25 protein-coding genes, 1 tRNA gene and 2 pseudogenes are annotated in these 24,614 nt (G+C 60.4%); 16 read left to right on the forward strand and 12 right to left on the reverse strand.

What is annotated here, in order from left to right:
* The first annotated feature begins 147 nt into the window (after positions 1 to 147).
* Together DIR46_RS27875 and DIR46_RS03320 are read left to right on the forward strand one after the other, a co-directional pair.
* The gene (locus tag DIR46_RS27875) at positions 148 to 393 is read left to right on the forward strand and encodes a phosphatidylglycerol lysyltransferase domain-containing protein (RefSeq protein ID WP_370659984.1); all 246 of its coding nucleotides are present in this window, start codon (positions 148 to 150) and stop codon (positions 391 to 393) included.
* Positions 381 to 776 carry a hypothetical protein gene (locus tag DIR46_RS03320; RefSeq protein WP_109343975.1) on the forward strand — a complete coding sequence of 132 codons (396 nt, stop codon included), beginning with the start codon at positions 381 to 383 and terminating at the stop codon, positions 774 to 776. Before DIR46_RS27875 ends, DIR46_RS03320 begins: the two co-directional genes overlap by 13 nt.
* Positions 777 to 856: 80 nt before the next feature.
* Here the strand turns inward: DIR46_RS03320 and tssK are convergent, their stop codons facing one another.
* Entirely contained in the window at positions 857 to 2,188 is a 1,332-nt protein-coding gene (tssK, locus tag DIR46_RS03325) for a type VI secretion system baseplate subunit TssK (RefSeq protein WP_109343976.1), read from the reverse strand.
* A 198-nt stretch (positions 2,189 to 2,386) separates the two neighbouring features.
* On the opposite strand from tssK, the gene tssE reads away from it, so the two are divergent.
* From tssE to tssG, 3 genes are read left to right on the forward strand one after another with little or no spacing between them, the layout of a single operon-like run.
* On the forward strand, positions 2,387 to 2,860 hold the full coding sequence (gene tssE, locus DIR46_RS03330; RefSeq protein ID WP_109347884.1) for a type VI secretion system baseplate subunit TssE: 474 nt from the start codon (positions 2,387 to 2,389) through the stop codon (positions 2,858 to 2,860).
* Between the two features lie 21 nt (positions 2,861 to 2,881).
* Entirely contained in the window at positions 2,882 to 4,732 is a 1,851-nt protein-coding gene (tssF, locus tag DIR46_RS03335) for a type VI secretion system baseplate subunit TssF (protein WP_109343977.1), read from the forward strand.
* On the forward strand, positions 4,696 to 5,832 hold the full coding sequence (gene tssG, locus DIR46_RS03340) for a type VI secretion system baseplate subunit TssG (RefSeq protein ID WP_109347885.1): 1,137 nt from the start codon (positions 4,696 to 4,698) through the stop codon (positions 5,830 to 5,832). The genes tssF and tssG overlap by 37 nt, the downstream gene beginning before the upstream one ends.
* On the opposite strand, the gene DIR46_RS03345 is transcribed toward tssG, so the two are convergent.
* The gene (locus DIR46_RS03345; protein WP_502560519.1) at positions 5,796 to 6,392 is read right to left on the reverse strand and encodes an AcrVA2 family anti-CRISPR protein; all 597 of its coding nucleotides are present in this window, start codon (positions 6,390 to 6,392) and stop codon (positions 5,796 to 5,798) included. The genes tssG and DIR46_RS03345 overlap by 37 nt on opposite strands.
* Positions 6,393 to 6,728: 336 nt before the next feature.
* On the opposite strand from DIR46_RS03345, the gene DIR46_RS03350 reads away from it, so the two are divergent.
* The 11 genes and pseudogenes from DIR46_RS03350 (at position 6,729) to DIR46_RS03375 (ending at position 15,908) form a co-directional block, all read left to right on the forward strand.
* On the forward strand, positions 6,729 to 9,422 hold the full coding sequence (locus DIR46_RS03350) for a type VI secretion system Vgr family protein (protein WP_109343979.1): 2,694 nt from the start codon (positions 6,729 to 6,731) through the stop codon (positions 9,420 to 9,422).
* A 32-nt stretch (positions 9,423 to 9,454) separates the two neighbouring features.
* The gene (locus DIR46_RS26415) at positions 9,455 to 10,138 is read left to right on the forward strand and encodes a hypothetical protein (RefSeq protein WP_162819418.1); all 684 of its coding nucleotides are present in this window, start codon (positions 9,455 to 9,457) and stop codon (positions 10,136 to 10,138) included.
* Positions 10,135 to 10,566, forward strand: a complete 432-nt coding sequence (locus DIR46_RS03360; RefSeq protein ID WP_162819419.1) for a hypothetical protein — start codon at positions 10,135 to 10,137, stop codon at positions 10,564 to 10,566. Before DIR46_RS26415 ends, DIR46_RS03360 begins: the two co-directional genes overlap by 4 nt.
* A 106-nt stretch (positions 10,567 to 10,672) precedes the next feature.
* The gene (locus DIR46_RS03365; RefSeq protein WP_229446478.1) at positions 10,673 to 12,589 is read left to right on the forward strand and encodes a contractile injection system protein, VgrG/Pvc8 family; all 1,917 of its coding nucleotides are present in this window, start codon (positions 10,673 to 10,675) and stop codon (positions 12,587 to 12,589) included.
* A pseudogene (locus DIR46_RS28095) lies at positions 12,514 to 12,729 on the forward strand (hypothetical protein); the annotation flags it as partial. The gene DIR46_RS03365 and the pseudogene DIR46_RS28095, both read left to right, overlap by 76 nt.
* On the forward strand, positions 12,726 to 13,163 hold the full coding sequence (locus DIR46_RS26420) for a hypothetical protein (protein WP_162819420.1): 438 nt from the start codon (positions 12,726 to 12,728) through the stop codon (positions 13,161 to 13,163). The pseudogene DIR46_RS28095 and the gene DIR46_RS26420, both read left to right, overlap by 4 nt.
* A gap of 167 nt (positions 13,164 to 13,330) precedes the next feature.
* Entirely contained in the window at positions 13,331 to 14,308 is a 978-nt protein-coding gene (locus tag DIR46_RS03370) for an IS481 family transposase (RefSeq protein ID WP_109343982.1), read from the forward strand.
* A gap of 19 nt (positions 14,309 to 14,327) precedes the next feature.
* Entirely contained in the window at positions 14,328 to 14,528 is a 201-nt protein-coding gene (locus DIR46_RS28100) for a hypothetical protein (protein WP_502561192.1), read from the forward strand.
* On the forward strand, positions 14,525 to 14,965 hold the full coding sequence (locus DIR46_RS26425) for a hypothetical protein (protein ID WP_162819421.1): 441 nt from the start codon (positions 14,525 to 14,527) through the stop codon (positions 14,963 to 14,965). The genes DIR46_RS28100 and DIR46_RS26425 overlap by 4 nt, the downstream gene beginning before the upstream one ends.
* Before the next feature lie 139 nt (positions 14,966 to 15,104).
* Complete coding sequence (locus tag DIR46_RS26430; RefSeq protein WP_162819422.1) at positions 15,105 to 15,563, forward strand: hypothetical protein; 459 nt, start codon at positions 15,105 to 15,107, stop codon at positions 15,561 to 15,563.
* A gap of 66 nt (positions 15,564 to 15,629) precedes the next feature.
* Positions 15,630 to 15,908, forward strand: coding sequence for a PAAR domain-containing protein (locus DIR46_RS03375; protein ID WP_109343983.1), 279 nt, complete (start codon positions 15,630 to 15,632; stop codon positions 15,906 to 15,908).
* 342 nt (positions 15,909 to 16,250) lie between these two features.
* Here DIR46_RS03375 and DIR46_RS27715 read toward each other — a convergent pair whose 3' ends face one another.
* The 10 genes and pseudogenes from DIR46_RS27715 to cysS form a co-directional block, all read right to left on the reverse strand.
* Positions 16,251 to 16,577 carry a helix-turn-helix transcriptional regulator gene (locus DIR46_RS27715; RefSeq protein WP_307719124.1) on the reverse strand — a complete coding sequence of 109 codons (327 nt, stop codon included), beginning with the start codon at positions 16,575 to 16,577 and terminating at the stop codon, positions 16,251 to 16,253.
* Between the two features lie 215 nt (positions 16,578 to 16,792).
* On the reverse strand, positions 16,793 to 17,317 hold the full coding sequence (locus DIR46_RS27120; protein ID WP_229446479.1) for a tyrosine-type recombinase/integrase: 525 nt from the start codon (positions 17,315 to 17,317) through the stop codon (positions 16,793 to 16,795).
* Positions 17,318 to 17,379: 62 nt separating this feature from the next.
* A pseudogene (locus DIR46_RS28020) lies at positions 17,380 to 17,577 on the reverse strand (phage integrase central domain-containing protein); the annotation flags it as partial.
* Positions 17,574 to 17,852, reverse strand: coding sequence for an Arm DNA-binding domain-containing protein (locus DIR46_RS27125; protein WP_229446480.1), 279 nt, complete (start codon positions 17,850 to 17,852; stop codon positions 17,574 to 17,576). The pseudogene DIR46_RS28020 and the gene DIR46_RS27125, both read right to left, overlap by 4 nt.
* A gap of 323 nt (positions 17,853 to 18,175) precedes the next feature.
* Positions 18,176 to 18,268: transfer RNA gene (locus DIR46_RS03390), tRNA-Ser, on the reverse strand.
* Positions 18,269 to 18,366: 98 nt separating this feature from the next.
* Entirely contained in the window at positions 18,367 to 19,614 is a 1,248-nt protein-coding gene (locus tag DIR46_RS03395) for an aspartate kinase (RefSeq protein ID WP_109343985.1), read from the reverse strand.
* 148 nt (positions 19,615 to 19,762) lie between these two features.
* Positions 19,763 to 21,124: a tRNA lysidine(34) synthetase TilS gene (tilS, locus tag DIR46_RS03400; protein WP_109343986.1), complete on the reverse strand. Its 1,362-nt coding sequence runs from the start codon at positions 21,122 to 21,124 to the stop codon at positions 19,763 to 19,765.
* A 67-nt stretch (positions 21,125 to 21,191) separates the two neighbouring features.
* Positions 21,192 to 22,169 carry an acetyl-CoA carboxylase carboxyltransferase subunit alpha gene (locus DIR46_RS03405; protein ID WP_109343987.1) on the reverse strand — a complete coding sequence of 326 codons (978 nt, stop codon included), beginning with the start codon at positions 22,167 to 22,169 and terminating at the stop codon, positions 21,192 to 21,194.
* Positions 22,170 to 22,293: 124 nt separating this feature from the next.
* On the reverse strand, positions 22,294 to 22,995 hold the full coding sequence (locus DIR46_RS03410) for a DNA-3-methyladenine glycosylase family protein (RefSeq protein WP_109343988.1): 702 nt from the start codon (positions 22,993 to 22,995) through the stop codon (positions 22,294 to 22,296).
* A complete protein-coding gene (gene cysS / locus DIR46_RS03415; RefSeq protein WP_109343989.1) occupies positions 22,995 to 24,401 on the reverse strand; it encodes a cysteine--tRNA ligase in 1,407 nt (468 codons plus the stop codon). The genes DIR46_RS03410 and cysS overlap by 1 nt, the downstream gene beginning before the upstream one ends.
* Positions 24,402 to 24,614 lie beyond the last annotated feature (213 nt).

The following is a 24,614-nucleotide window of genomic DNA, read 5'->3' on the forward strand; positions in this document are numbered from 1 at the left end:
CGGCCGTCCGGCACCGCCTGCATTCCCGCTGGGGTGTGGGCGGCGTTGCCCTGTCGGCGAATCGCGGCGCTGGGTGGCTCGCGCCGCGTCGAGCACCCGCATGCGTGGCCGCAGGGCGAACTGGCGCAGCGCGTTCTGATGGATGGCATGCTCACCCATGTCTTCCGGTGGGGCCAGGAGCACGGCCATCGCTGGTTCAACCTTGGGATGGCCCCGCTTTCCGGCGTACGCGCGTCGAGGGCCACGCCCATGTGGAACCGGTCGGACGGCTTCGTGTACCGGGATGGGGAATCGTTCTACACATTCAAGGGGCTGCGCGGGTGCAAGGAAAAATGTCATCCGGTGTGGGCGGCTCGCACCGCCCGGCATGCAGGCTCTGGTTGGCACGCCTGATTCACCTCAAGCCTCGCGACGACGCATGGCGCATGCTGGTCAATGACCGCACCGTCCGGAGGACCATCATGGCACGCCACGCACGATTGCCCACATGCTTGCTGGTATCTGCGCTACTTGGCCCGGCAACCGCGCTCGCGCTTCCCAGCTACCAGGCGACCTTCCTGCCCTCCGGCTTCGCCGGGCAGGACATCAACGATGCCGATCACTCGCTCAGCGACACTGCCCTCGACTGCAACCCGTTCGTTTCATCGAGCCGGCCGCCGATGTATAACCCCGACGTTGTCGAAGTTCCCTACCGGGTCATCAACGTCGCAGTGAACCCGATGGAACCCTGGGATAATATTGCCGAGTTCTTCCCAAGCGAAACCAATGCGGCGTAAGCAGGATTCCAATGGCCAGACGGGTTGTCGTCCGCGCGCGTTCACCGTCAAGTGCAGGTCGTCATGAACAGTAGCCCGGATCATGTCACCGCAATCAACTCGAGCTTCAGCCCCGGAATCCCGTCCGGGGTGTAGATCGCCAGCGCGCCTGTTGCGAGTGCCTTCTCATACAGCGGGCTTTTCGTCGACAGCGAGAAGTAATAGGTGTTGGGCCGCACCGGAATTGCCGGAGGAACCTGCGGCATGTGCGCCAGCGGCACGCCCGGCAAAGCCGATCCGACAATGCTCTCGAGGTCGTCAGGGGCGGCGACCTTGAGCCGGATCGGCACCGTCGCCACCAGTTCAAGCCCCGGCATATCGGCGGTAACTGACAGGCACAACTGCGTCTGGAATGTGACCTTTGCCGGATCGAGCACTGCTTGCGCGTATGCGCGCCGTCCCCGGTCGGCGATCAGCGGGATGATGAAATATTTTGTTCCTATGACGGTATCGACCAGGTCGCGCAGCAGCGACTCCAGCTCCGCGAACACCTCGCCCAACATCTCATGGCGGTAAGCTGGCAGGTCGGCTGTCTTGTAGCGGTCGGAGAACGTCATCAGCCCGCCGACCGCGGCCAGCATCTGCCGAAACATCGCTTCCGGATGCATTCCCGGGGACCGGGCGCAGTGCATCAGCTGGGCGCTGGCGGTACTCAGGATATTGAGCATCCACCAGGAGGAAATGTCGCCTGCGCCGACCTCATACACTTCGCTGCTCGCCTTGCGATGCGTGCGCTGGAGCGTATCGATTTTTGCGGTCATGACGCTCACCAGCCCTTCCAGCATTCGCCCGAGGGCAGGCGCAGCGCCAATCGTAATGCTGGGTGGAACAAAGGTCGGGTCGAGCTCGAATCCGCCTTGCGGGGCGCGCCGGACCCGAACCACGGGAACGCTGATGTGCTGGCCGCTCGCCTCGGCACTGGCGATGAACCGTGCCTGCTTTTTCAGGAATGGCACCTCGATGGCCAGTGCCTCGCTGTACAGATCGCTTGTTTCGATGTCATGGCACACGTAGCGCCCGTTCTCATCGGCGTTGCCACCATGCGGCTTGACAAGGGCCAGCGCGACGCAGAAGGTCAATGTGTCGAGGTTCGCCGGCAGGCGCGAGAGGTCGACCGGCTCAGGCAACAGGTCGGTGGTCGGCGCCTCATAGATCTCGCCGTCCGGAAAAATGACTGATAACACGTTCGCACTCAGTCGGTTATTTGCCAATCCATCCAAATCCCATTGCACCTCGCTGACGCCCCAGAAATACGGGTTGAGGGCCGAGGCTATCTGCTGGAGCCGCGTCTCATGATAACGATCCTGACACTGGAAGTGTTGTGGGCCCAGCGTCAGGCCCTCTGACCACATGATCTTGGATGCCACGCTCATGAGTTCCTCCAATAAAGTCTTTTCTACAGACAGATTCTTGGAAGCATGGCTTCATGAGACTGTTCGGTTTTGATCTTGCTCATTCCCTTAGTCCGTTACGTTGACGATGCCGCGCTATTGCGAAGGCACAACATTTTTTTGCTGCAAGACTCAATAATGTCTGTCGTGGTCCCGTGCGGCGTCGTCGAGGAGAACACCATGCAAGGATTTACCCGCGGCTTGTTCGACCGTCTCGACATCGATGGCGAAGCTGCGTCCGGCAACAGGCGTGCCGCGCGCACGCGGGCAGTGGAAGAGGCCATGCGCAGCATCACGCGCGACCTGCAGGCGCTCCTCAATACCCGCTCGGCCCTGTCTCCGGCATCGCTCAAGCCCTATCAGGAAGTATCGAGATCGATCGTGAACTACGGCCTGATCGACTTCGCCGGCATGTGCATGAGTAGCGACACTGACCAGCAGGAAATCTGCAAGGCCGTCCGCCTGGCGATCGAACGCCACGAACCGCGCCTGCACAAGATCGCGGTGACGCTGCAGCCACGACGGGGGGTGATCAACCGCGTCGACTTCGTCATCACGGCCCGGCTCAAGAGCGCGCCGCAGGCCGAACCGATGCTCTTCAACGCCGTGTTTCGACCGTCCCTCCAGCAGTACTCGATCGAAGGCACCGACTAGAAAGCGAAAGACAGCGATCCCATGGATGAACTGTTCACGAAGTACGAGCGCGAGCTCGTGACCCTCAGGTCGCTGTGCCGCGAATACGCGCAGCGTTATCCCAAGGTCGCGGCACAACTGCAGTTGGGCGGCGAGACATGTAACGACCCGCACGTGGAACGGCTGCTACAGGGCGTCGCCTTGCTCAGTGCGCGTGTCGCGAAGCGCCTGGACGATTCGTACCCGCAGTTCACCGAGGCGCTGCTCAACCTTCTGTTTCCCCACTACCTGCGGCCGTTCCCTTCGTGCGCGATCGCGCGCGTGCTGGGTGCGTCCGATGGAGGTGAAGAGCCTGAGACGATGCCCGCGATGCCCCGGGGCACGCTCCTCGAATCCGCACAGCTAGCCGGCGTCCCATGTACGTTCAAGACCGTCTACGACGTCAAGCCATCACCCGTCGTGCTGCTTGACGCGAACTTCGACACGGCCGTCTGCGCCCCAGTCGCGACGCGCCTGCCCGATGACGTCACCGCTACGCTGACCTTGAAGTTCGCTTCCAGGCGACCGGACGAGCCGCTCTGCGCGGCTAGCGCAGCCGTCATGCGCCTGTACATCGATGGCGATGCCTCGTTCTGCGCCGCGCTGCGCGACACCCTTTGCATGCACACCCGCGCCGCTTACGTGCAACTGGACGAGAATGGGCCGTGGGAACGATTGCCGGTCGTCCCGGTGACGCCAGCCGGTTTCGCTGATGACGATGCGCTCATTCCCTTCGAAGCGCGCGCCCACACGGCGTACCGCCTCCTCGCCGAGTATTTCGCCTTTCCCGAGAAATTCAACTTCTTCGACATCGACGTCCCCGCCCTGCTCCGCCGCATCCCTGTCGGGCCCACGTACTTCACGCTGCGCCTGGCGATCGCCGACATACGTCCCGAAGGCGACAAGGCGCGCATGCTGGCAAGCCTGTCGAAACAGCATCTCCTGCCCGGCTGCACGCCCGTGGTCAACCTGTTCAGGCAAGCAGGCGTTCCGGTCAACTATAACCAGCTATCGGCCGACTACCCCCTGCTCGCACATGGCAGCCATCCACAAGCGTTCGAAGTGTACTCGGTCGACCGCGTGCACATGGTGCGCCAGAACGGCGCCGGCAAGGTCGTCACGGAGTTTCGCCCCTTCTATTCGCTCCGGCATGGCGAAGAAAGCCTTATGAGCAAAGGGCACTACTGGATGATGCGCCATGACGAGACGCTTGCCATCTGCAGTCCGGGCCACGAGAAATCGATCACACTCGTCAATGCCGACTGCGAGCCACTGGAAATCGGACGACACTTCCTTTCCATCGATCTGACTTGCTCCAACCGCGACCTGCCATGCTCGCTCAAGATCGGCGCACCCGACGGCGATTTGTTCGTTCCCGGAACGGGGCAAAGTAGCGTGATCCGCCTATTGCGCAGGCCGACCCGCCCGGTCCGGTTGGCAAACGTATCCGGCATGCATTGGCGCCTGATCTCGCATCTGGCGCTCAACCACCATTCGCTGCTGCTGGAAGGAGCGGAAGGCTTGCGGGAGATGTTGGCGCTGTACGACTTCGCGCCTTCGCCAGTCTCGCGCCGGCAGATCGGCGGCATTGTCGCCCTCGAACAGAGCGAGACCACGGCCTGGATGCGGCACAGGCGCGGTTCGTCCCTGGTGCACGGCACCGAGATCCGCCTCACGCTCGACGAAGAAGCCTTCGCCGGCGCCGGAATGCATCTGTTTGTACAGGTCCTCGATCAGTTCTTCGCGCTGTATGTCCAACTGAACAGCTTTGTCGAACTCGTCATCCTGTCCCGGCAAAGCGGAAAGGAGCTGTTTCGATGCAAGCCACGAAGCGGGCGCATGGCACTAGTGTGATCGGCCTGCTGCTTGACGAGCCGTACCGGTTCGAATTCGCGCAGCTGCTCAACCTGCTGCTGCGCGAGCTGCGGCGTCACGGCGTGTCCTATGAGCGTGCCATGCGCGAGGTGCTGAGGTTTCAGAACAACCTGTCCCTCTCGTTCCCGGCCAGCGAAGTGCATTCGCTCGTGGTGGAACCGAACGTACCGGATCCTCTTGCCGCCCTGCGCAGGGGAGAACTGAAACGCATCCGGATCACGCCGGCATTCATCGGGCTACTGGGAGCCGGCGGCACCCTGCCCCTGCACGACACCGAGCGGATCGCGGCCCGCAAGACGGATGACGGCGATGCGAGTCAGCGCGAACTCCTCGACGTGCTGTCGAACCGCCTTATCGGGCTGTTCTACGAAGCCTGGGCCAAGTACCGGGTCGAGCATAGCCTCGACATCGAGGGCCAGGACCGCCTGCTTCCGATGCTGGGCGCCATAGCGGGCGTGCGATCGGCATCCGCCATCGGGCGCACGCACCCGGCCGGCCAGGTGAAGCAGGAAACGATGGCCTATTTTTCAGGACTGCTCAGAACCCGGCCCGTCGCGGCAAGCACCATCGAACAGGTGTTGAGCGCCCACTTCGGGCTACCAATCGAGCTGGAGCAGTTCGTCGGCTGCTGGGCGCCGGTCCCTTTGAACCGGCGCAGCACGCTCGGCGTCACGGCGCCGACGCTGGGTAGTAGTGCTGCACTCGGGGTACGCCAGTGGCGCCACGACCTGCGCGCCAGGCTGCACATCGGCCCTCTCATTGAGGCCCAGGTAGCGGGCTTTCTTCCCGGTGGGGACGCGCTGAGCGCCCTGGCGGAGATGGCCAGCCTGTTTGCGACGCCAATGATGCGTTACGAACTACGGCTGCTGCTGGCGCCTCCCTGCATCAAGCGCCTCACCTTGAGTACGAGGACGACGCCACGCCGGCTTGGCTGGAGCACCTTCCTGACTGGGTCTGACGGCGTCGCCCGCCGTCCGGAAATCAGGTCGATGCTGCGCCTGCCGATGCCCTTGTCCTGCGCCACACAGGGGACGGGAACGGTTCAAACGGCAGCGACTGCGCCCGCGCCGGCCCTGTAGGATTTTAGCGCGGGCACTTCGCCCTGCAGCCGCTCCGCATGCACCAATACCGGCGCGACAAAGATGAGTTTACGCTGCTGGTTGCCGGCGCCGTAAGGCTGCATCCGGAAGTGCCCGCGGCGCCAGTGCGGCGTCACGCTGCCCCCGGACGCACAATCCGGAGCGCTTGACGGCAGGGACTCGGGACCAACCATGATGCTGTCGTACAGGGCAGCCGATCTCTGCAAGAGCTTGGCGCGCTTGCGTTCGCCCAGGCCGGCGGCGCGGCGTAGCGCCGCGTCGTGGTCGCGGTGCTCCGTCACGCGCGCCTGTTTCAACGCCATGTACAGGAACACCCTCACTACGTAGCTGACCGCGGCGTGCATCGATCGCTCGAACGTCCCGTCCCGCAGCTCTGCAGGTCCTCGGCAATCATCTCGGCCATTGCCCCCGATAGCGGGCGCTCGGGACGCGCGTGTTCGAACTGCCGAAGAATGTCCTCCTGATCTGCCAGCACCGCGTGCTCGGCTCTTGCCAGCGGCGCCAGATCTGAAGGGTTCCGAGCGCCCGAGTCCAGGCATCGATCGCGCCTTGGCTATGAAACTGGACCGCGTAAGGCCGCCCGAGAAGATTGATCACGCGACTGCAGCTAACCGCCGGATTGACGTCGACCAGTTCGTACTCCGGCGGCGCCTGCTTTCCAGCCGCTATGGCGGCATCGTTCCCGGCCAATCGCCCATGTTGTCTCAGGTTTTTCAGCATGTCAGGTCCGCCTGGTGGATCGATTCGAAGAAGACACCCAGAAACTGTAGACATGGCTCAGAGAAACACATTGACTCCCGTCAATTTCGGTCTAGCGACAACAGGGTAACTTAGCCGTTGGATCTTTTATCTTGAGCAGCCATTGGAGGCAGTTGATGGGCGAAAGCCAGGTGATCACGGCCGGCGCCGCGCTGTCGGCGTTCAGCGGACAATCGCAGCACAACCGGCTGATGCGCTTGGACTTCCCGTTCAAGGACGGCCCGACCGCCATCCTGCTCCCGAACAAGCTGGTCGCTCATGAAGAGGTCTCGCGCGGCTTCCACATCTCGGTCGAGGTGTTGTCGGACGACCCGCGCATCCCGCTGAAGATCATCATGGAAAAAATGGTGACCATCTCCCTGGTGCGCCAGGACGGCTCGCTGCGCTACTTCAACGGCTACGTCACCGAGTTCCGTTTTCTCCGCAGCGACGGCGGCTTTGCCTTCTTCCAGATGGTGCTCGAGCCCTGGCTCGCACTCACCCGGCTGCGCAAGGACTGCGTGTCCTTCCACCATAAAAGCGTGCGCGAGATCACCGAGGAAACCCTGAAGCACTACCCTCAGGCGGACTGGCACATGCACGTCTATGAGGACGACCCGCGCCTGACGGTGGCCAACCAGTACAACGAGACCGACTACAACCACCTGCACCGCCGCTGGGAAGCGCTCGGCCTGCACTACTGGTACGAGCACCGCTTCGATGGCCACAAGCTCATGCTGTCCGATAAAAGCTTCCTGGCCGAGCCGATCGACGCTACCCGCCACGATGACGAGGATGTCATCCCCTTTCGCGACAATGACGGCTCGCTCGAGGACGACGGCATCCGCGAATGGACGGCGAGCCGGCGCCTCGGTTCGGGCCAGACTACCCTGGCCAGCACCGACTACAAGAACCCAGGCGCGCAGCACGCCAGCTTCCATTCAGCTAACCGACAAGGCGACATCTTCCCCTACGAGGTGTACGAGGATACGGGGTCGTACGGCTTTCGCATGCGCAGCGACGGCGAGCAGCTGGCGGCGCGGCGCATGGTCGAGCAGGACAAGAACACGCAGACCTTCGAAGCCGTGGGCAACGACAGGAGTGTGATGCCAGGTCGCACCTTCAAGCTCGGCGGGCACTTCAGCGCCAAGCCGCGCTCGCTCGAGTACGATCCCGAACCGCGTCCCGGTATCGGCGACCGCGACTACCTGATCCTGTCCGTCGACCACGAGGCGACCAACAATTACCAGGCCGGCCCGGGTGCGCCTTCGCACTACGAGAACCGCTTCACCTGCGTGCGCAAGGACATCCGCTGGCGCCCCGGCTCGGGCTTCAACAGCGAGCCCGGCACCTACACGGGCCTGCACACCGCGACCGTGGGCGGCCCGGCCGGCGCCGAGATCCACACGGACGGCTATGGAAGGGTCAAGCTGCAGCTCCACTGGGACCGGCTGGGCAAGCATGACGAGAACAGCTCGCCCTGGATCCGCGTGATGACGCCCGCCGCCGGCCACGAATTCGGACAGATCCGCTTGCCACGCGTGGGCGAGGAGGTAGTCGTCGTCTACGCCAACGGCAACATCGACCACCCGCTGATCCTCGGGGCCGTCCAGAACGGCAAGCACATGCCGCCGTGGTCGCTGCCCAAACAACAAGCGCTCGCCGGCCTGCGCAGCCGCGAGCTCGGCGGCGGCAAGCGCGGCAACCACCTCGTCCTGGACGACACGAAGGAACAGATCCAGGCGCAGCTGAAAAGTGACCACCAGTGCAGCCAGCTCTCGCTCGGGCACATCACGCGCATCGAGGACACCAGCGGGCGCAAGGACGCGCGCGGCGAGGGCTGGGAGCTGCGCACCGACGGGCACGGCGTGGCGCGCGCCGCCAGAGGGCTCTTGATCACGACCGAGGCGCGCCAGGCGGCCCGCGGGCCGATCAAGGACATGGGCGAGACGACGCGTCGGCTCACGCTCGCTGCCGAACATCATCAACTGCTGGCGGAGATCGCGCACAAGAACGGCGCACAGGAGCCGGCCGACAACCAGGATGCCGTCGCATCCCTTCTGCAGTCGCAGAACGACGCGGTCCAGGGGCTGGCGTCGGACGGCGGTGGCTTTCCCGAGCTGAACAAGCCGCACTTGGTGCTGGCCAGCCCTGCTGGCATCGCCACGACGACCTCGGGCGACACCCATATCGCCAGCGACCGCCACACGGCCCTCACGACCGGCAAAAGCCTATCGGTGGCTGCCGGCACGCATTTCTTCGCCAGCATCCGCCAGTCGTTCCGCCTGTTCGTCCAGAAGGCGGGCATGAAGATGGTGGCCGCGGCCGGCGACATCGACGTCCAGGCGCTGACCGACAACATCAAGCTGCTGGCAAAGCTGGACATCACGCAAACGGCCAACCGGATCACGATCAGCGCCAAGGAAGAAGTCGTTATCAACGGCGGCGGCAGCTACGCGAAGTTCGCTGCTGGCCAAATCGAATTTGGCACCAACGGGAATTTCGTCGCGCATGCTGCGACGCATAGTCTTCCTGGTGCAAAGAGTATGAGTGTTGCGGCTTCGATGGCGGCAGCAAAATTCGGGTCGTCGACTGCTAGCGAACAGACGCTCAGTGACCTCACCGACAGCTTGACCTGGGTCGAATTCAAGCTGATCAACGAGAGTGGCCCGATCCCAAACGAAGCCTACATCCTTACTGATCCTGGCGGTACTCAGCATTCTGGGAACGTCGATGATCAAGGAGGTGCCCGTATCGATCAGATTCCTGCCGGGCAATGCAAAATCGCGTTCCCGAATCTTGGGTATTCGTACGAAGCTCCAACGAACTGAACACACGCTCTTTCACGTTGAGGACGCTGATCGTGCCCACAATAGACGCAACTACCAAAAGCACTAAAGATGGCTTGGGCATTGCAACCAAACAAACTACGACGATACAGGTCCAGTCGCCCATTATCGAAATCCTGATCGGTGGCCCTTATCAGTCGAATGGCAAGGAGCACACATACGGCCATGTCGCACTCCGGGTAATCACTCCTAGCGATGACTATGTATATGATTTTGGTAGGTACAACGGTGAGACTGGCCCTTATGGCCAAGGCAGGCTTCGGGTCTGGACGATATTCAAAAAATACATCGCGGGTGAAAATGCGACTGGCCGAACGACTACCAGCTTCGCTTATCATGTTCCTGCCGCTTCAGCAGCCAATGTGAACGCACATTTTAAATCTCTCATCGGCAATCGTCCGGTTTTGAAGGCATATGGAGATCATATGAAGGAATATCGTCTAGCCGAGGATTACCATGCTCTAAACAATAACTGTGCGACCACTGCGATGACAGGCGCACGTGTGGCCATCAAGGATCTCGACTTTGACGTGCCGAAGTTCAACAAAGGCGAAGGCATGAGTGGGTCGGAACAATTCGCCGCAAAGTTAGCCGGATGGCCCTCCCGCATCTTCATGCCGGCCGACTTGAAAAAAATGCTGGAAAGTAACCCGCACCGCCGGCCTAACAAGGTCGAGAAGCACGGTGGCGCAAAATGAGCAAGAAATTTTTTACTGGTGGAATATCCCTGCTTTTCATTGCAGGAATTTTGACGATCTTTTTTTGGAATAAAATTATGGAAAACAAGCCCGTGTACCGTCTTACAGAACCGATGCTCATCGCCAGCGGCAAAGGGGAACCGTATTACATGATTCCGGCAAATACGGTTCTTCGTTTTAAAGAAGGGTTTGCAGAAGGGCATGAACTCTACACGATCGAAGTGTTTTACAAGGGAAAACTCCCGGCCGAGCAGCTCTCTTCGCATGCGTCAAGCGAATCAACCTGGCTCTATCAGCTTGATGCCGACGATGTATCCAAGGTGTTAAACCAATACCCATTATCGAAGGACGATCTTGTAGAAATACTGAAAGCCAGAAAAATGACGCGCGACGATCTCGCACAAATCGTCCGAGAGTGGAAAGACTAACAAACGCGAATCGGATAAGCAGACCACGCGCCAATTGCGCAGGAAGTCTGCTGAATCTTTCCAAGTCCCGCTTATGGCAACGTCGGTCTGTCATTGGGAGCAGTGAATGGGCGAAAGCCAGGTGATCGCGGCAGGTGCCGCGCTGTCGGCGTTCAGCGGGCAATCGCAGTACAACCGGCTGATGCGGCTGGAATTCCCGTTCGAGGACGGCCCGCCCGCCATCCTGCTACCCAACAAGTTGGTCGCCCGCGAGGAAGTCTCGCGCGGCTTCCGCTTCGTGCTCGAGGTACTGTCGGACGACTCGCGCATCCCGCTGAAGATCATCATGGGAAAAATGGTGACCATCTCCCTGGTGCGCCAGGACGGCTCGGTGCGCTACTTCAACGGCTACGTCACCGAGTTCCGTTTTCTCCGCAGCGACGGCGGTTTCGCCTTCTTCGAGATGGTGCTGGAACCCTGGCTCGCATTCGCGCGCCTGCGCAAGAACAGCGTGCCGTTCCACCACAAAAGCGTGCGCGAGATCACCGAAGAAACCCTGAAGCACTACCCTCAGGCGGACTGGCACATGCACGTCTATGAGGACGACCCGCGCCTGACGGTGGCCAACCAGTACAACGAGACCGACTACAACCACCTGCACCGCCGCTGGGAAGCGCTCGGCCTGCACTACTGGCTGACGAACATCGAGGACAGCCGGCGCGGCCAGGTCAAATACCGCTATGACCCAGTGGGACGGCTGCTGGCGGCAAACAGCGCATTGGGCCATGAAACCTTCGCGTTCGACCCGGCCGGCAACATCCAGGCACCCGATACCGCGCAGCAGGAGCCCATTGCCCGCCGTGTCCCGCTACCAAAGCTGCTGGACAACTTGCTCAAGGAATATGTCGGCGTGCGCTACCGCTACGACGAACGCGGCAACGTCGTGGAACGTACCCAGGACGGCGAGCGGTCCGAATATGCATGGGATGCGTTCAACCGAATGACCCGCGCCACGACCCGGCATGGCGTCAGCACCTTTGCCTACGATCCGCTGGGGCGGCGCATCGCCAAGCACAGCCAGGCGATGGAAGGCGCTGCCTTCCGGAAGGCCACCCGGACCATGTACGGTTGGGACGGCGACACGCTGGCCCTGGAAAGCAGCGTGCACCACGGTTATGCCGCGGGCGAACGCACGGTGCACTACGTGTACGAGCGCGACAGCTTCGTGCCGCTGGTACAGGCCACCCGAAACCAGTCGCTTCGACTGGCGCCCACCACCGATGTTAAGGCGCTGATGGCGGGCAACGGCGGCAAGTACGATATTGCGCTTGATCCGCTGTGGAACGATGAATTCGAGCAGGAAGCCGAGCCGTTCGGCAAGGAAGAGATTGCCTTCTATCAGTGCGATCATCTGGGCACGCCGCAGGAGTTGACGGATTGCGAGGGCCAGGTCGCCTGGTCGGCGCAGTACAAGGCGTGGGGGCAGGCAAAGGAAGCGATCGGCGAGGCAACGCGCACGGCCGGGATGCGTAACCCGATCCGGTTCCAGGGGCAATACTTTGATGAAGAGACCGGGCTGCACTACAACCGGTATCGGTACTACGATCCGGACGGCGCACGTTATATAACGGCTGATCCCATCGGCCTGCTCGGCGGGATGAACGCTTATCAGTACGCACCTAATCCCACGGGTTGGATTGACCCTTTGGGTTTGCGGCCGAAGAACCGGAAAGCAGCTTGTCCTGCATGTAGTGCAACCCCATGTCGAAATACGAGAAATCCGGCGCGCGGTGCGGCACAATTTCAAAGCAGCGATCACTACCCTAATAAAGACCGTTGGTCAAATGTGATCCTGCCTAAAGGAACCACTGTCTATACACTGTATCCTTACAAGAAGCTAGGCGGATTGCTGACGCGTCTACTCTTGCTGCGTCAAAGAAATCAGTTAATGCATATCATGAGTCGACACAAGTGGGGCACTCTGGAAAAGATCCTGACCTCTTCAAGTTCCCTGCAAGGGAAAGAGTACAGGCATTCACACTAAAAGAAGATCTTTGCGTCGGAAAAGCTTACGCGCTAGCCACCGACCAATATGGTGCGGGTGGAGGAACGCAGTATTACATCACTGTAGGAGATCGTAAACGCATGAAAAAATGCTCAATTATGGACTTAACAAACCCATGATCAATTTTATTGAAGGACAAATCAATCTCGGAGAGAAAAGTCTCTTCGCTGCTTCTGATAATGAATACTTAAACGCTCTTGCCGAAAAAGGTTTAATTGAAAAGCGAGAGACTGGTGGCGGCAGAGTTTATTACTACGTCGAGGCTGAAACGGACGGCATGAGGTTCGGCGTTTTCATCAGGTTGCGAGAGAAAAGAATTGAATGGCTCCGATTGAGCTGGTTGGACAGCTCTATGAAAGGGTGGGATAACGTAAGTGAAAAGGCGTTGAAGGATGAATATCGTCTGCTATTGAATTTCATAGAAGAGATGGTCAGACGCCCACCTGACAATAAGGGAAATAGGAAGCGTACTTGGCGCTTCAAATGGGGACTACTTGAAGTGTGCTGTGAGCCTCGTGCCTGTCAGGCGGACATCTTTATGAAACCTCGATGAGCCGCTCCCAGTCGGATGAGCGACTGATATACTAACTGTTTAGTTTCGTGTGATCATGTTCCCCGTCGCAGCATGGCCTTGTTCCGTGCAAAGGCCGTGCTCGATGAGATAATTGCTGGCTTCCCGCATCGTTCGTCAGCCCCTCGCAGAACATCACCATATCGAGCATGAGTTCACGCATTCACCCGCAAGCCCGCACCACGCCAAAAATCCGTCAGGAGATCAAGGATTCCGGCCTGTCCGACCGTCAAGCGGCCAAGGTGTTCAATATCACTCGGGCCACCGCTGCCAAATGGCTCAAGCGGGACGGTGTGCAAGACCGCTCGCATCGTGCTCACACCCTGCATACGACCCTGAGCGCAGCCCAGGAACTGGTCGTGCTGTCCCTGCGCCAGACGCTTTACTTACCGCTCGACGACCTGCTCTACATCACCCGGCAATACATCAATCCCGAGGTCTCTCGTTCAGGCATTGCGCGACTGCTCAAACGCGAAGGCATGGCACGACTGGAGGACGTGATCCCTCAAGCTGAAGGCGAAACGATCAAGGCCAAGAAGACCTTCAAGGACTATGAGCCAGGCTTCCTGCACGTCGATATCAAGTACCTGCCACAGATGCCTGACGAAACCTCACGCCGCTACCTGTTTGTTGCCATTGACCGCGCGACGCGCTGGGTTTTTCTGCATATTTACAACGATATGACTGAACGTAGTAGCGTCGATTTCCTGCGCCGTTTGAAGCTCGCATCGCCGATCAAGATCACCAAGATACTGACCGACAACGGCTCGCAATTTACCGACCGCTTCGCCACCAAAGACAAGAAGCCCAGCGGCAATCACGCCTTCGACAAGGCATGTGGCAGCATGGAAGTCGAGCATCGCCTGGCGCCTCCGCGCCACCCGCAAACTAACGGCATGGTGGAACGCTTCAATGGCAGGATCAGTGAGCTGATCGCGCAGACCCGCTTCGATAGCAGGGCCGATCTGGAGACCACATTGCACAATTACCTCAAGCTTTACAACCACCATATCCCGCAGCGAGCTATCGGCTCAACGACACCGATTCAGGCGCTCAAGGATTGGCAGAAACGCAAACCTGATCTATTCGTCAAACGCGTCTACGATCAGACGGGACTCGACAACTAACGTCAGCCACTAGGGCGCCCTGGGAAAAACCTCAAACTATTCGCACGGATTTCGAGAGCAGGTAAAGCAGTTCACACCAAAAGAAGATCTTTGCGTAGAAATAGCTTACGCGCTAGCCAATGACCAATATGGATCTAGTGGTAGAACGCAGTATTACATCACCGCAAAAGATCGTATGAGTATCGGGAAAGGCGCACTTATAGAGTTGGCAAGCCCATGATTAATTTCACCGAAGGAAAGATCAGTCTCGGCGAAGAAAGTATTTCGGTTGCGTCTGATTATAAAGACTTAATTATCCTTGCCGACGAAGGTTTCATAGAGAAACCAGAAGACGCTGGAGGTATTTACTATTGCGCTGACTGTTTGGCACACGATATGAGATTTGGCATTTTCATCTCATTGAAAGAGAAGAGAATTGGTTATATTGCATTGCCCTGGCTACACGGACCGTGCACCAGTATAGGTTGGGGTGATGTAAGTGAAAAGGCGCTGAAAAAAGAATATTGTATGCTATCGAAATTTTTAGAAGAGAGCGTTGGACGTCTATCTGATAATAAAAAATATGCAGTGTACGTGGCACTTCACGTGAGGAGGCAAGTTGACGTGAGTTATGAATTACGTGAATTTGTTACGCAAATCTATATTGAACCTAGGTGAAGTGGCTCGGCAAAAGGGTTAATTATAGAAATTATATTTTTACTGTTCAGGGCACCTGACAGAATGCCGAAATTTTTTCGTTGGACTCCCAAGGAGATCATAGTGCACCTCAAAAAAAATTACTGTCGCTGCAAGCTTTATGCTTGCATCATTCATGGCAATGGCTGAGCCGGCACCAAAAGCCGTCGATTTGAGTAAACTTTACAAACATTTTGAAAAAGCCGGACATTCATCCCTAGAGCTTACCGAGACGACAGAACAAGTACTAATTTCAGGTGCAGTACTTGATGTAAGCCAATCATTCAGTGGCAATTCAATTTTGAAGGTTCGCGCGCACGCTAACTCGCAAGAATTGGCAAGACTGACCGCTGCCGATGATGCGCAGCAAAATAAGCTAGCGGCCTTGCAAGCTGGGGATAAATTCACGGCCATTTGTGATTTGGCGTTCTCTTCAGGGGCACCATATGTCTTTTCAAGGGTGTTTTTTCAAATAAAGCTGCCTGATATTACGCTTAACCAAGGGGCCTACAGCACGCCGGTTAATTCCAAGGTTTTACAGCACTGCGAGCGTCAGCTGCGATATATAACGTTGACCTAACGGCTGCGATTAGCCGACGGCCCACCGATCTGTTTATTAATGTCACCGAGTCCACTGGAGAGCCAAATGTCATTGAAGATCATTACAGTCGGAGACAAAACCGATCATGGCGGCACAGTTATTAGCGGTTCGCCCAACCACGACATCAGGGGAAGATCGATCGCACGACTGGGTGATAAGGTTGATTGTCCGCTGCCCTACCCTGGTGGCAAACCGCACGGTGTAAACAAGATCATCACCGCCCACAACACACTAACAGTCGACGGGGTACCCGTTGCGGTCGAGGGATGCACGACAGAATGCGGGTGCAAACTGCTCGGCAGCGTGCCTGCGACGGTCGGTTGATCCGATCTAACTATTTGACGTTCTTGTGACGTGATTCCCGATAAGCTAGGATTTCCCCCCTTTGATATGACTGGTTATCGCATTTGGCAAGCGTTGCATGTAATTGATTAATAAAGAATGCTCATTTCGACCCGGCAATTTTTAATCCGTTGGCCACAGATTCGATCAAGTTACAAGGAAATTCTTCACTGTCCTCTTACCTCGACAGCTCGGAGTTCACGCAGGCTCGTACGTGCGCAACTGACCTTCGCCAAAGCTGGACATGACCGTGGGCACTTTTCAGCCTTCCCGCTGTTAACCTCGGGGCCGCATTTCCCTCAATTCGATTATTTCATTCTCCAGTCAACCTGATGAGCGAGTAGACAGCTTGAGTTGCGCTGGAAAAGTGCACTGCTTGATAGCCGCGTAGATGCTTGAGCGGGAAAGCCCGGTCATTGCGATGACTTCACGGATGCGAATGATCCGACCGTGGCTCGAAAGAACTGAGGTTTGCACTGCTATTCCAATTAGTTGCGACGTCTTCAAGAATAGCCCTGCAAGCTGGGGCAGGACCAGCGCCGGATACCCCCGATTTCCGCCCCTTTCTCCACTCGGCGATCTTCCAGGCAACAGCATCATGCATTGTGTGACTTGGGACGGGGCTGGGAAACAGCTGCGGCCCCGCCTCATGGTGCGAGACGACCGATATCTCCCTCGTTCCGTACATGACGGATTTCGTCACGTCGCTGCAAGGCGGCCACTGCCACCTCGTCGAGGTAGTCCGCCCAACGCTGCATCATCGCGCGCCGCTCTTCGAGGTAGCTCGCCCGGTCGTAAGCGCTTTCCAGCTTGTCCTTCTGCGCGTGTGCGAGCTGGCGGTCGACTACCTCGTGCCGGTAGCCCAGCTATTCCTTCGAGGTGCTCATGGCAAGCGAGCGGAGGCCGTGCCCGGTCATGTCGCCCTTGTACCCCATCCGCTCGAGCGCCTTCAGCAAGGTGTTGTTGCTCGTTGGGCGCTGTGGGTCACACATGTTGGGAGACAGCCAGGTGCCGCCGCCCGTGAGTCTGTGCAGCTGGCGCAGCAGGACCAGGCCCTGCCGCGGCAGGCACACATGGTGGTCCGTCTTGTCCGGGTTGATACGCCGCTTCCCGCGCTTCATGTGGCGCCACGGGATGACACACTCGCCCGTCTCCAGGTCGATCTCCGCCCACGGCGTCTCGCTCAGCTCGGAAGTTCGCACGAACACCAGCAGCATCAGACGCATCGCGACCCGCACAGGCAGTCCCATGCAGGCCTCGTTCGCGTTCAGGGCGCGCAGGAATTCCGGCAGCCCATCCGTCCCGATCGCCGCGAACTGACCCTTTTCCCTCGGCGCCAACACCTCCCGCAGGTGCTCGGCCGGGTTGCGCTCGGCCAGCCCGCAACGCATCGCATCGCATACCTGAATACCCTCGAACAGTTTGCTGCAAGCCGGCTTGCGATCTCGAGTGCCCCGCGCCGTTCAACCGCACGGATGGCATCGATGACGTCACGCGGCTGGATCTCGGCGACGGCCAATTTCCCGATCTGCGGGAAGACGTCCTGCTCGAAACGATGGAGGATATCGCGCGCCGTCTGCGGCTGCCACTGCGCCAGCATTGTGTGATGCCATTCGCGCGCTACTTGCTCGAAGGTGTTTGCGGCCGTCATCCGTGCCTGGCGCGCCGGGTCAGCCCCAGCGGCCAGAATCTGGCGTGCGCTGTCGCGCCTCGCGCGCGCGTCAAGGAGCGAACCGGCCGGGAAGGCGCCGAAGTGCAGCTTGTTCTCCTTGCCTTGGGCTGCCGGTACTTCATCCGCCAGTGCTTGCCTCCGACCGGGGTGACCTCGAGGTAGAGGCCCCCACCGTCGGCGCGCTTGTAGGGCTTCTCGCGGGGCTTGGCGTTCTTGATCTGCAGCTGGTTCAGCGGCGGTACGCGCTTGCGCATTTGGGGGCCTCCTGTCCACGGGGGCCCCGACGGGGCCCCCAAACGAGCCCCCAAGGATGCTGGCTCCTGGGAGACGATATTGGACAGTATTAGGCAACAAAAAATCCGCTGCCTTATGAGAACAGCGGTTTCTTTGATGTCCCTAAACATCTTGGGACCTTAATCTGGCGGAGACGGTGGGATTCGCCTACATGCTGCAGGCCGCGGTTGCGCGAATACGCGCAACCCTTCGAATCCCACCCACAAGGCGCGCAGGCGCCTTGTTCGTCTGCCCTGCCTAGGAATGAGAAAAGCCACCTTGCGGTGGCTTTTCTCATGATACTTGGCGGAGACGGTGGGATTCGAACCCACGATACGGGTATAAGCCGTATGCTTCCTTAGCAGGGAAGTGCCTTCGGCCACTCGGCCACGTCTCCCATCAGAACCGACGTTTGCACGTCAGCGCTGAGTGCAGGCATCTTAAGGGCTGGACCTCATCGCGTCAAGGATGCACGCCCAAAAATTTTGAAATTTGTTAACCTTGCTCCAGGCCAAACGCCTTGTGCAGGGCGCGCACCGCCAGCTCCATGTACTTCTCGTCGATCAGCACCGAGATCTTGATTTCCGAGGTCGAAATCATCTGGATATTGATGCCCTCTTCCGACAGGGTGCGGAACATCTGCGACGCCACGCCGACGTGGCTGCGCATGCCCACGCCCACGGCCGACACCTTCGACACCTTGGCGTCGCCCAGCACCTTGGCCGCGCCCAGCGCTTCCTGCTGGCTCTCCAGCACGGTCATCGCACGCACGTAGTCGTTGCGCGGCACGGTGAAGGTGAAATCGGTCTTGCCGTCCACCGACTGGTTCTGGATGATCATGTCGACTTCGATGTTCGCATCGGCGATCGGGCCCAGGATGTGGTAGGCCACGCCCGGCTTGTCCGGCACGCCCAGGACGGTGATCTTTGCTTCGTCGCGATTGAACGCGATGCCGGAGATGACGGCTTGTTCCATATTGCTTTCTTCCTCAAACGAAATCAGGGTGCCGGACTGGGCTTCTTCTTCCAGCGGCATCAGGGGATCGGTCAGCGACGACAGCACGCGCGTCGGCACCTGGTAGTTACCGGCGAACTCGACCGAGCGAGTCTGCAGCACTTTCGAGCCCAGCGAGGCCAGTTCGAGCATTTCCTCGAACGTGATCTTCGACAGGCGGCGCGCCTCGTCCACCACGCGCGGGTCGGTCGTGTAGACGCCGTCGACGTCAGTGTAGATCAGGCATTCCTCGGCCTTCAGCGCGGCCGCAATCGCCACTGCCGACGTATCCGAGCCGCCACGGCCCAGGGTCGAGATATTGCCTTCTTCGTCCACGCCCTGGAAACCGGTGATGATGACGATCTTGCCGGCCGCGACGTCGCGCAGCACGCGGCTGTCGTCGATCGACTGGATGCGCGCCTTGGTGAACGACGAGTCGGTGCGGATGCCCGCCTGCCAGCCGGTATACGACACCGCATCCTTGCCGATGGCCAGCAGCGCCATGGCCAGGAGGCCCACCGACACCTGCTCGCCGGTCGAGGCGATCATGTCCAATTCGCGCGGGTCCGGTTGCGGCATGATTTCCTTGGCCAGACCAATCAGGCGGTTGGTCTCGCCCGACATCGCGGACGGCACCACGACGATTTGGTGACCTGCGTCATGCCACTTGGCCACCCGGGCCGCGACATTCTTGATACGGTCCGTCGAGCCCATCGACGTCCCGCCATATTTGTGGACAATTAAAGCCATATCAGGGAGGGTTCCAGCTTATGTAAATAGAAAAGAGGACCCTCAATGTAGCATGCTGCAACGCGGCATCACAAGACTTGAAGAACGAAAAAGCTATATGGAAAGAAAATAACTTAATGCGTTTTCGGAATACACTTGCCTATACAAACTAGCCTCTGTTCACTTCCCAGCGCAGCCCGATCAGCTCCTGGCCGGTCGCCGACCAGTGCCGGCAATCCATGCCGATGCCCGCCGCGAACAACAGGTCGACATCGCGACTGACTGTCGGCAGCCGTTCGCGCTCCCAGGCCGGCACGCCCAGCGCCTGGTAATGCGCCTTCAGGCCGCGCGATGGCCGGTTGGCCGCGAGCTTGAGCCTTTCCCCGCCCTTGCGAAAGTCGATCGTCAGCGTCTGTGCGCGCAGCCAGTCCGGATCGAAACCCTGCTCGACCCGCTCGAAGTGCAGAACGCCGCCGTAGTCCGGGAAAGCGATCGACGCCTCGCCCTGCCAGCGGAACGTCTGCCCTTCCCTGTCGAGCACGCCGATATCGTCGGGATCGCGCATGCCGGAGAGAATCGGCAGGTGTGGCGTCAGGTAGAGCTTGCCGCGATGGCGGCGGATATGGCAGCCTGGATGCGTGACCTTCAACTGCGCATCCTCACGCGCCGAGAACAGCTGCGACACCATCTCGGTCAGCCAGGCAGTCGACGGCATTGCCAGCCCGCGCACCGAAAACAGGTGACGCATGAAGTTGTCGATGCGGTCGGCGCTCAAGCCACTCAGGTAAGCCAGGTCGACGGCGTCGCCGTCCTGGCAGGCCGCCAGGTCCTGGGCCGCCAGTTCGTCGAGCAGGCGCTGGGCCGAGGCCACATGGGCCGCGCCGCGCGCCAGCCGCGCCTGGAAGCCGGGGAAGTTGGTCGCCAGCGCCGGCATCACCTGGTGGCGCAGCGCATTGCGGGTGTAGCGCGGATCCTGGTTCGATTCGTCCTCGACCCAGGCCAGCGCATGCTCGCGCGCATACGCTTCCAGCGCCGCACGCGGCTGCGACAGCAGCGGCCGCGCCAGCGCCAGGTCGGCGACGCCCAGGAGGCCAGGCGCGAGATTGTCCGCATCCATGCCCGAGAGACCGGCAGCGCCCGAGCCGCGCAGCAATTGCAGCAGCACGGTCTCGGCCTGGTCGTCCAGGTGGTGGGCGGTGAGCAGCAGCTTGACGTCATGCACGCGGCACATTTCGCCCAGCGCGGCGTAGCGCAGCTTGCGCGCCGCGGCCTCGACGCCGGAACCGTCGTGCGGGATCGTCACGCGGCGGTGGTCGAAGCCGATGCCGAGCTCGCCGGCGCTGCGCTCGCAATGCGCGCACCAGTCGTTGGCATGCTGGCTCAGTCCGTGATGCACGTGGAAGGCATGCAGCCGCACGCCGTGCTGTGCGCACCAGTCGTGGGCAAGCCGCAGCAAGACCATCGAATCGAGGCCGCCGCTACAGGCAACCGCCAGGGATCGGGTAGTGTATTTGTCGCGCAGGCCGAGCATGGCCTGCGCAAAAGTCGCCGGGACCAGCCCGGCCGGGTTGGCCCCGCGTTTCGAACGGCTCAGAGGATCACTCCTCGCGCGGCAGCGTTTCCTTGAACTTGCCATAGCTCATCAGCTTCGCGTGACGGGCTTCCAGCAGGTCCTTGGTTTTCATGCCCTGGAACTGGCGCAGCGTATCGGCCAGTGCGCGCTTGAGCAGTTGCGCCATCTGCGCCGGATCGCGGTGGGCGCCGCCCAGCGGTTCGCTGACGATCTTGTCGACCAGGCCCATCGCCTTCAGGCGGTGCGCGGTCAGGCCCAGGGCTTCGGCGGCGTCGGCCGCGCGTTCCGAGGTCTTCCACAGGATCGAGGCGCAGCCCTCCGGCGAGATCACCGAATAGGTCGAATACTGCAGCATCAGCACCGCGTCGCCGACGGCGATCGCCAGCGCGCCGCCCGAGCCGCCTTCGCCGATGATGGTGGCGATCAGCGGCACCTTCAGTTCGGCCATGACGTACAGGTTGTGGCCGATGGCTTCCGACTGGCCGCGCTCTTCGGCGTCGATGCCGGGGAACGCGCCCGGGGTATCGACGAAGGTGAAGATCGGCAGGCCGAACTTCTCGGCCAGCTTCATCAGGCGCATCGCCTTGCGGTAGCCCTCGGGCTTCGGCATGCCGAAGTTGCGCATCGCGCGCTCCTTGGTGTCGCGGCCCTTCTGGTGGCCGATCACCATGCAGGGCTGGCCGTTGAAACGGGCCAGGCCGCCGATGATCGACTGGTCGTCGGCGAAGGTGCGGTCGCCGTGCAGCTCATGGAAATCGGTGAAGATCGCGTTCACGTAGTCCATCGTGTAGGGACGCTGCGGGTGGCGCGCGATCTGCGACACTTGCCACGGAGTCAGCTTGGCATAGATGTCCTTGGTGAGCTGCTGGCTCTTCTTGTCCAGGCGATCGATCTCTTCGGAGATGTCGACAGCGGAATCGTCTTGTACGAAACGCAGCTCTTCAATCTTGGAATCGAGCTCGGCAATCGGCTGCTCAAAATTGAGGAAAGTTGTTTTAGTCATTGTACCTCCGGGGTAATGTCTTGGGCCGCGCTCCGTGATGCGCGGCCGATCAGGGCGCTATTCTACCGTAAGCCGACAGCGTATCGAACGTCGGGATTGCAGGGATAACGTCGAGTATTAGCGTCTAAGCAAGAGGCGCAACGGGGTCCAGGCTGCGCCACAAATACCAAGTAGCAACCGTGCGCCAGGGTTCCCAGTTGGCGGAGACCTCGCGCGCATCGCTGCGCGAGACCGGTTCACCCGAGAAATAATTTTGGCTGATGCCCTGGATCAGGCCGGGGTCGTCCAGTGGCAGGACGTTCGGCCGCAGCAGATTAAATATCAAAAACATCTCGGCTGTCCAGCGCGTGATGCCGCGGATCCGGACCAGCTCGGCGATGACGGCTTCGTCATCCATTTCCGACCACAGGTCGGCATGCACCCGCCTGGCCTTGAAATGGTCGGCCAGGTCGAGGATGTATTCGGTCTTGCGCTTGGACAGGCCGCAGCCCGACAGCTCCACCGCGCCCAGCTTGATCACCTGGCTCGGCGCCAGTTTGGGACAGACGGCAAGCAATTTACCCCAGGCCAGGTCGGCCGCCTTCGGCGTCACCTGCTGGCCGACGATCGAACGGGCCAGCGTGATGAAGGGGTCGGGCTGGCCGCGCAGGTGCAGGTCGCCGAACTGGGGGATCAGCTTGTTCATGATGCGGTCGCGCTGCATCAGTTCGCGCTTGGCCTCGGCCCAGTAGATCGGCACCGCCAGCGCATCCTGCGCCGGCGATGCCGACGACTCCACGCTGGCGCCTGCGGCGGCGCCGCCGGCCTTGTCCTTGTTGGCTGCCATTATGCGCGGCGCCAGGTCGTTCCGTCGGCCTTGTCTTCCAGGACGATGCCGGCTGCCGTGAGTTCCTTGCGGATCGCGTCGGCCTGGGCGAAGTCGCGTGTGGCCTTGGCGGCCGCGCGGCGCGCGATCGCGTCCAGGATCGCTGCTTCGTCGAGTCCACTCTCGCCCGGCGTGCCCGCCTGCAGGAAGTCTCGCGGCGTGCGCTCAAGCAGGCCCAGCACGCCTGCCAGCGCCTTCAATTGGCGTGCAAGGATAAGCGACTGCGCCACCGACTTGCTGCGGTTGACTTCGCTCGCCAGGTCGAACAGCTCGGCCACCGCCAGCGGGGTATTGAAATCGTCATCCATCGCTTCGCGGAAACGCTGGGCGTGCGCTTCGTCCCAGTCGACGGCGAGCTCGCCATCGCCCAGGTCGATATCGCCGAGCGCCGTGTACAGGCGGGTGAGCGCGCCCCTGGCGTCGTCGATATGGACGTCCGAGTAGTTCAGCGGGCTGCGATAGTGGGCGCGCAGGATGAAGAAGCGCACCACTTCGGCGTCGTACTTGGCGAGGACTTCGCGGATGGTGAAGAAGTTGCCCAGCGACTTGGACATCTTTTCGTTATCCACGCGCACGAAGCCGTTGTGAATCCAGTAGTTGACCATCGGGCCGCCGAAGGCGCCTTCGGATTGCGCGATCTCGTTCTCGTGGTGCGGGAACTGCAGGTCGGCGCCGCCGCCGTGGATGTCGAAGTGCTCGCCGAGCGTGGCGCAGGACATGGCCGAGCACTCGATGTGCCAGCCCGGACGGCCGCGGCCCCACTGCGAATCCCATTTCGCTTCCGCCGGCTCGGATTCCTTGGCGGCCTTCCACAGCACGAAGTCGAGCGGATCGCGCTTGGTCGTTTTGACGTCGACGCGCTCGCCGGCGCGCAGGTCGTCGAGTGACTTGCCCGACAGCTTGCCGTAGCCTTCGAAGCCGCGCACCGCGTAGTTGACGTCGCCTTCCTCGGTTTTATAGGCCAGGCCCTTCTGCTCGAGCTTCTCGATGATCGACAGCATGTGCGGCACGTATTCGGTGGCGCGCGGCACCACGGTCGGCGGCAGGATGCCGAGCGCGGCCGTGTCTTCGTCCATGTATTTCTCGAAGCGCGAGGTCAGCGCACCGATGGTTTCGCCATTCTCGACCGCGCGCTTGATGATCTTGTCGTCGATATCCGTGATGTTCCGCACGTAGTTGACATCGTAGCCGGACACCATCAGCCAGCGGTACACGACGTCAAAAGCCATCATCATCCGCGCGTGTCCCACGTGGCAGTAATCGTAGACGGTCATGCCGCACACATACATGCCGACCTTGCCTGCGACCTTGGGAACGAATACCTGCTTGTCACGCGCGAGCGTGTTGTAAATCTTGAGTTGGCTCATTGAATTCCGTATCGGAAGAGGAGCGCCGGGCGCAGTACAGACCGCAGCCTCCGGCGCAGCAACAGCAATGCTGGTGCGCCCTGGGCGGGTGCGGCGTCGGGTTCGCCTGACTCCTCGGTGTTGTTCTTATTTGATAGAATGGGACGTTGCTCTGCGCACGCCTTTGCGCAAAGTATAGCATTGATAAAATCCCGGCTGGCCGCCTGCGGTCCA

The sequence above is a fragment of the Massilia oculi genome (assembly GCF_003143515.1).
Lineage (GTDB): Bacteria > Pseudomonadota > Gammaproteobacteria > Burkholderiales > Burkholderiaceae_D > Telluria > Telluria oculi.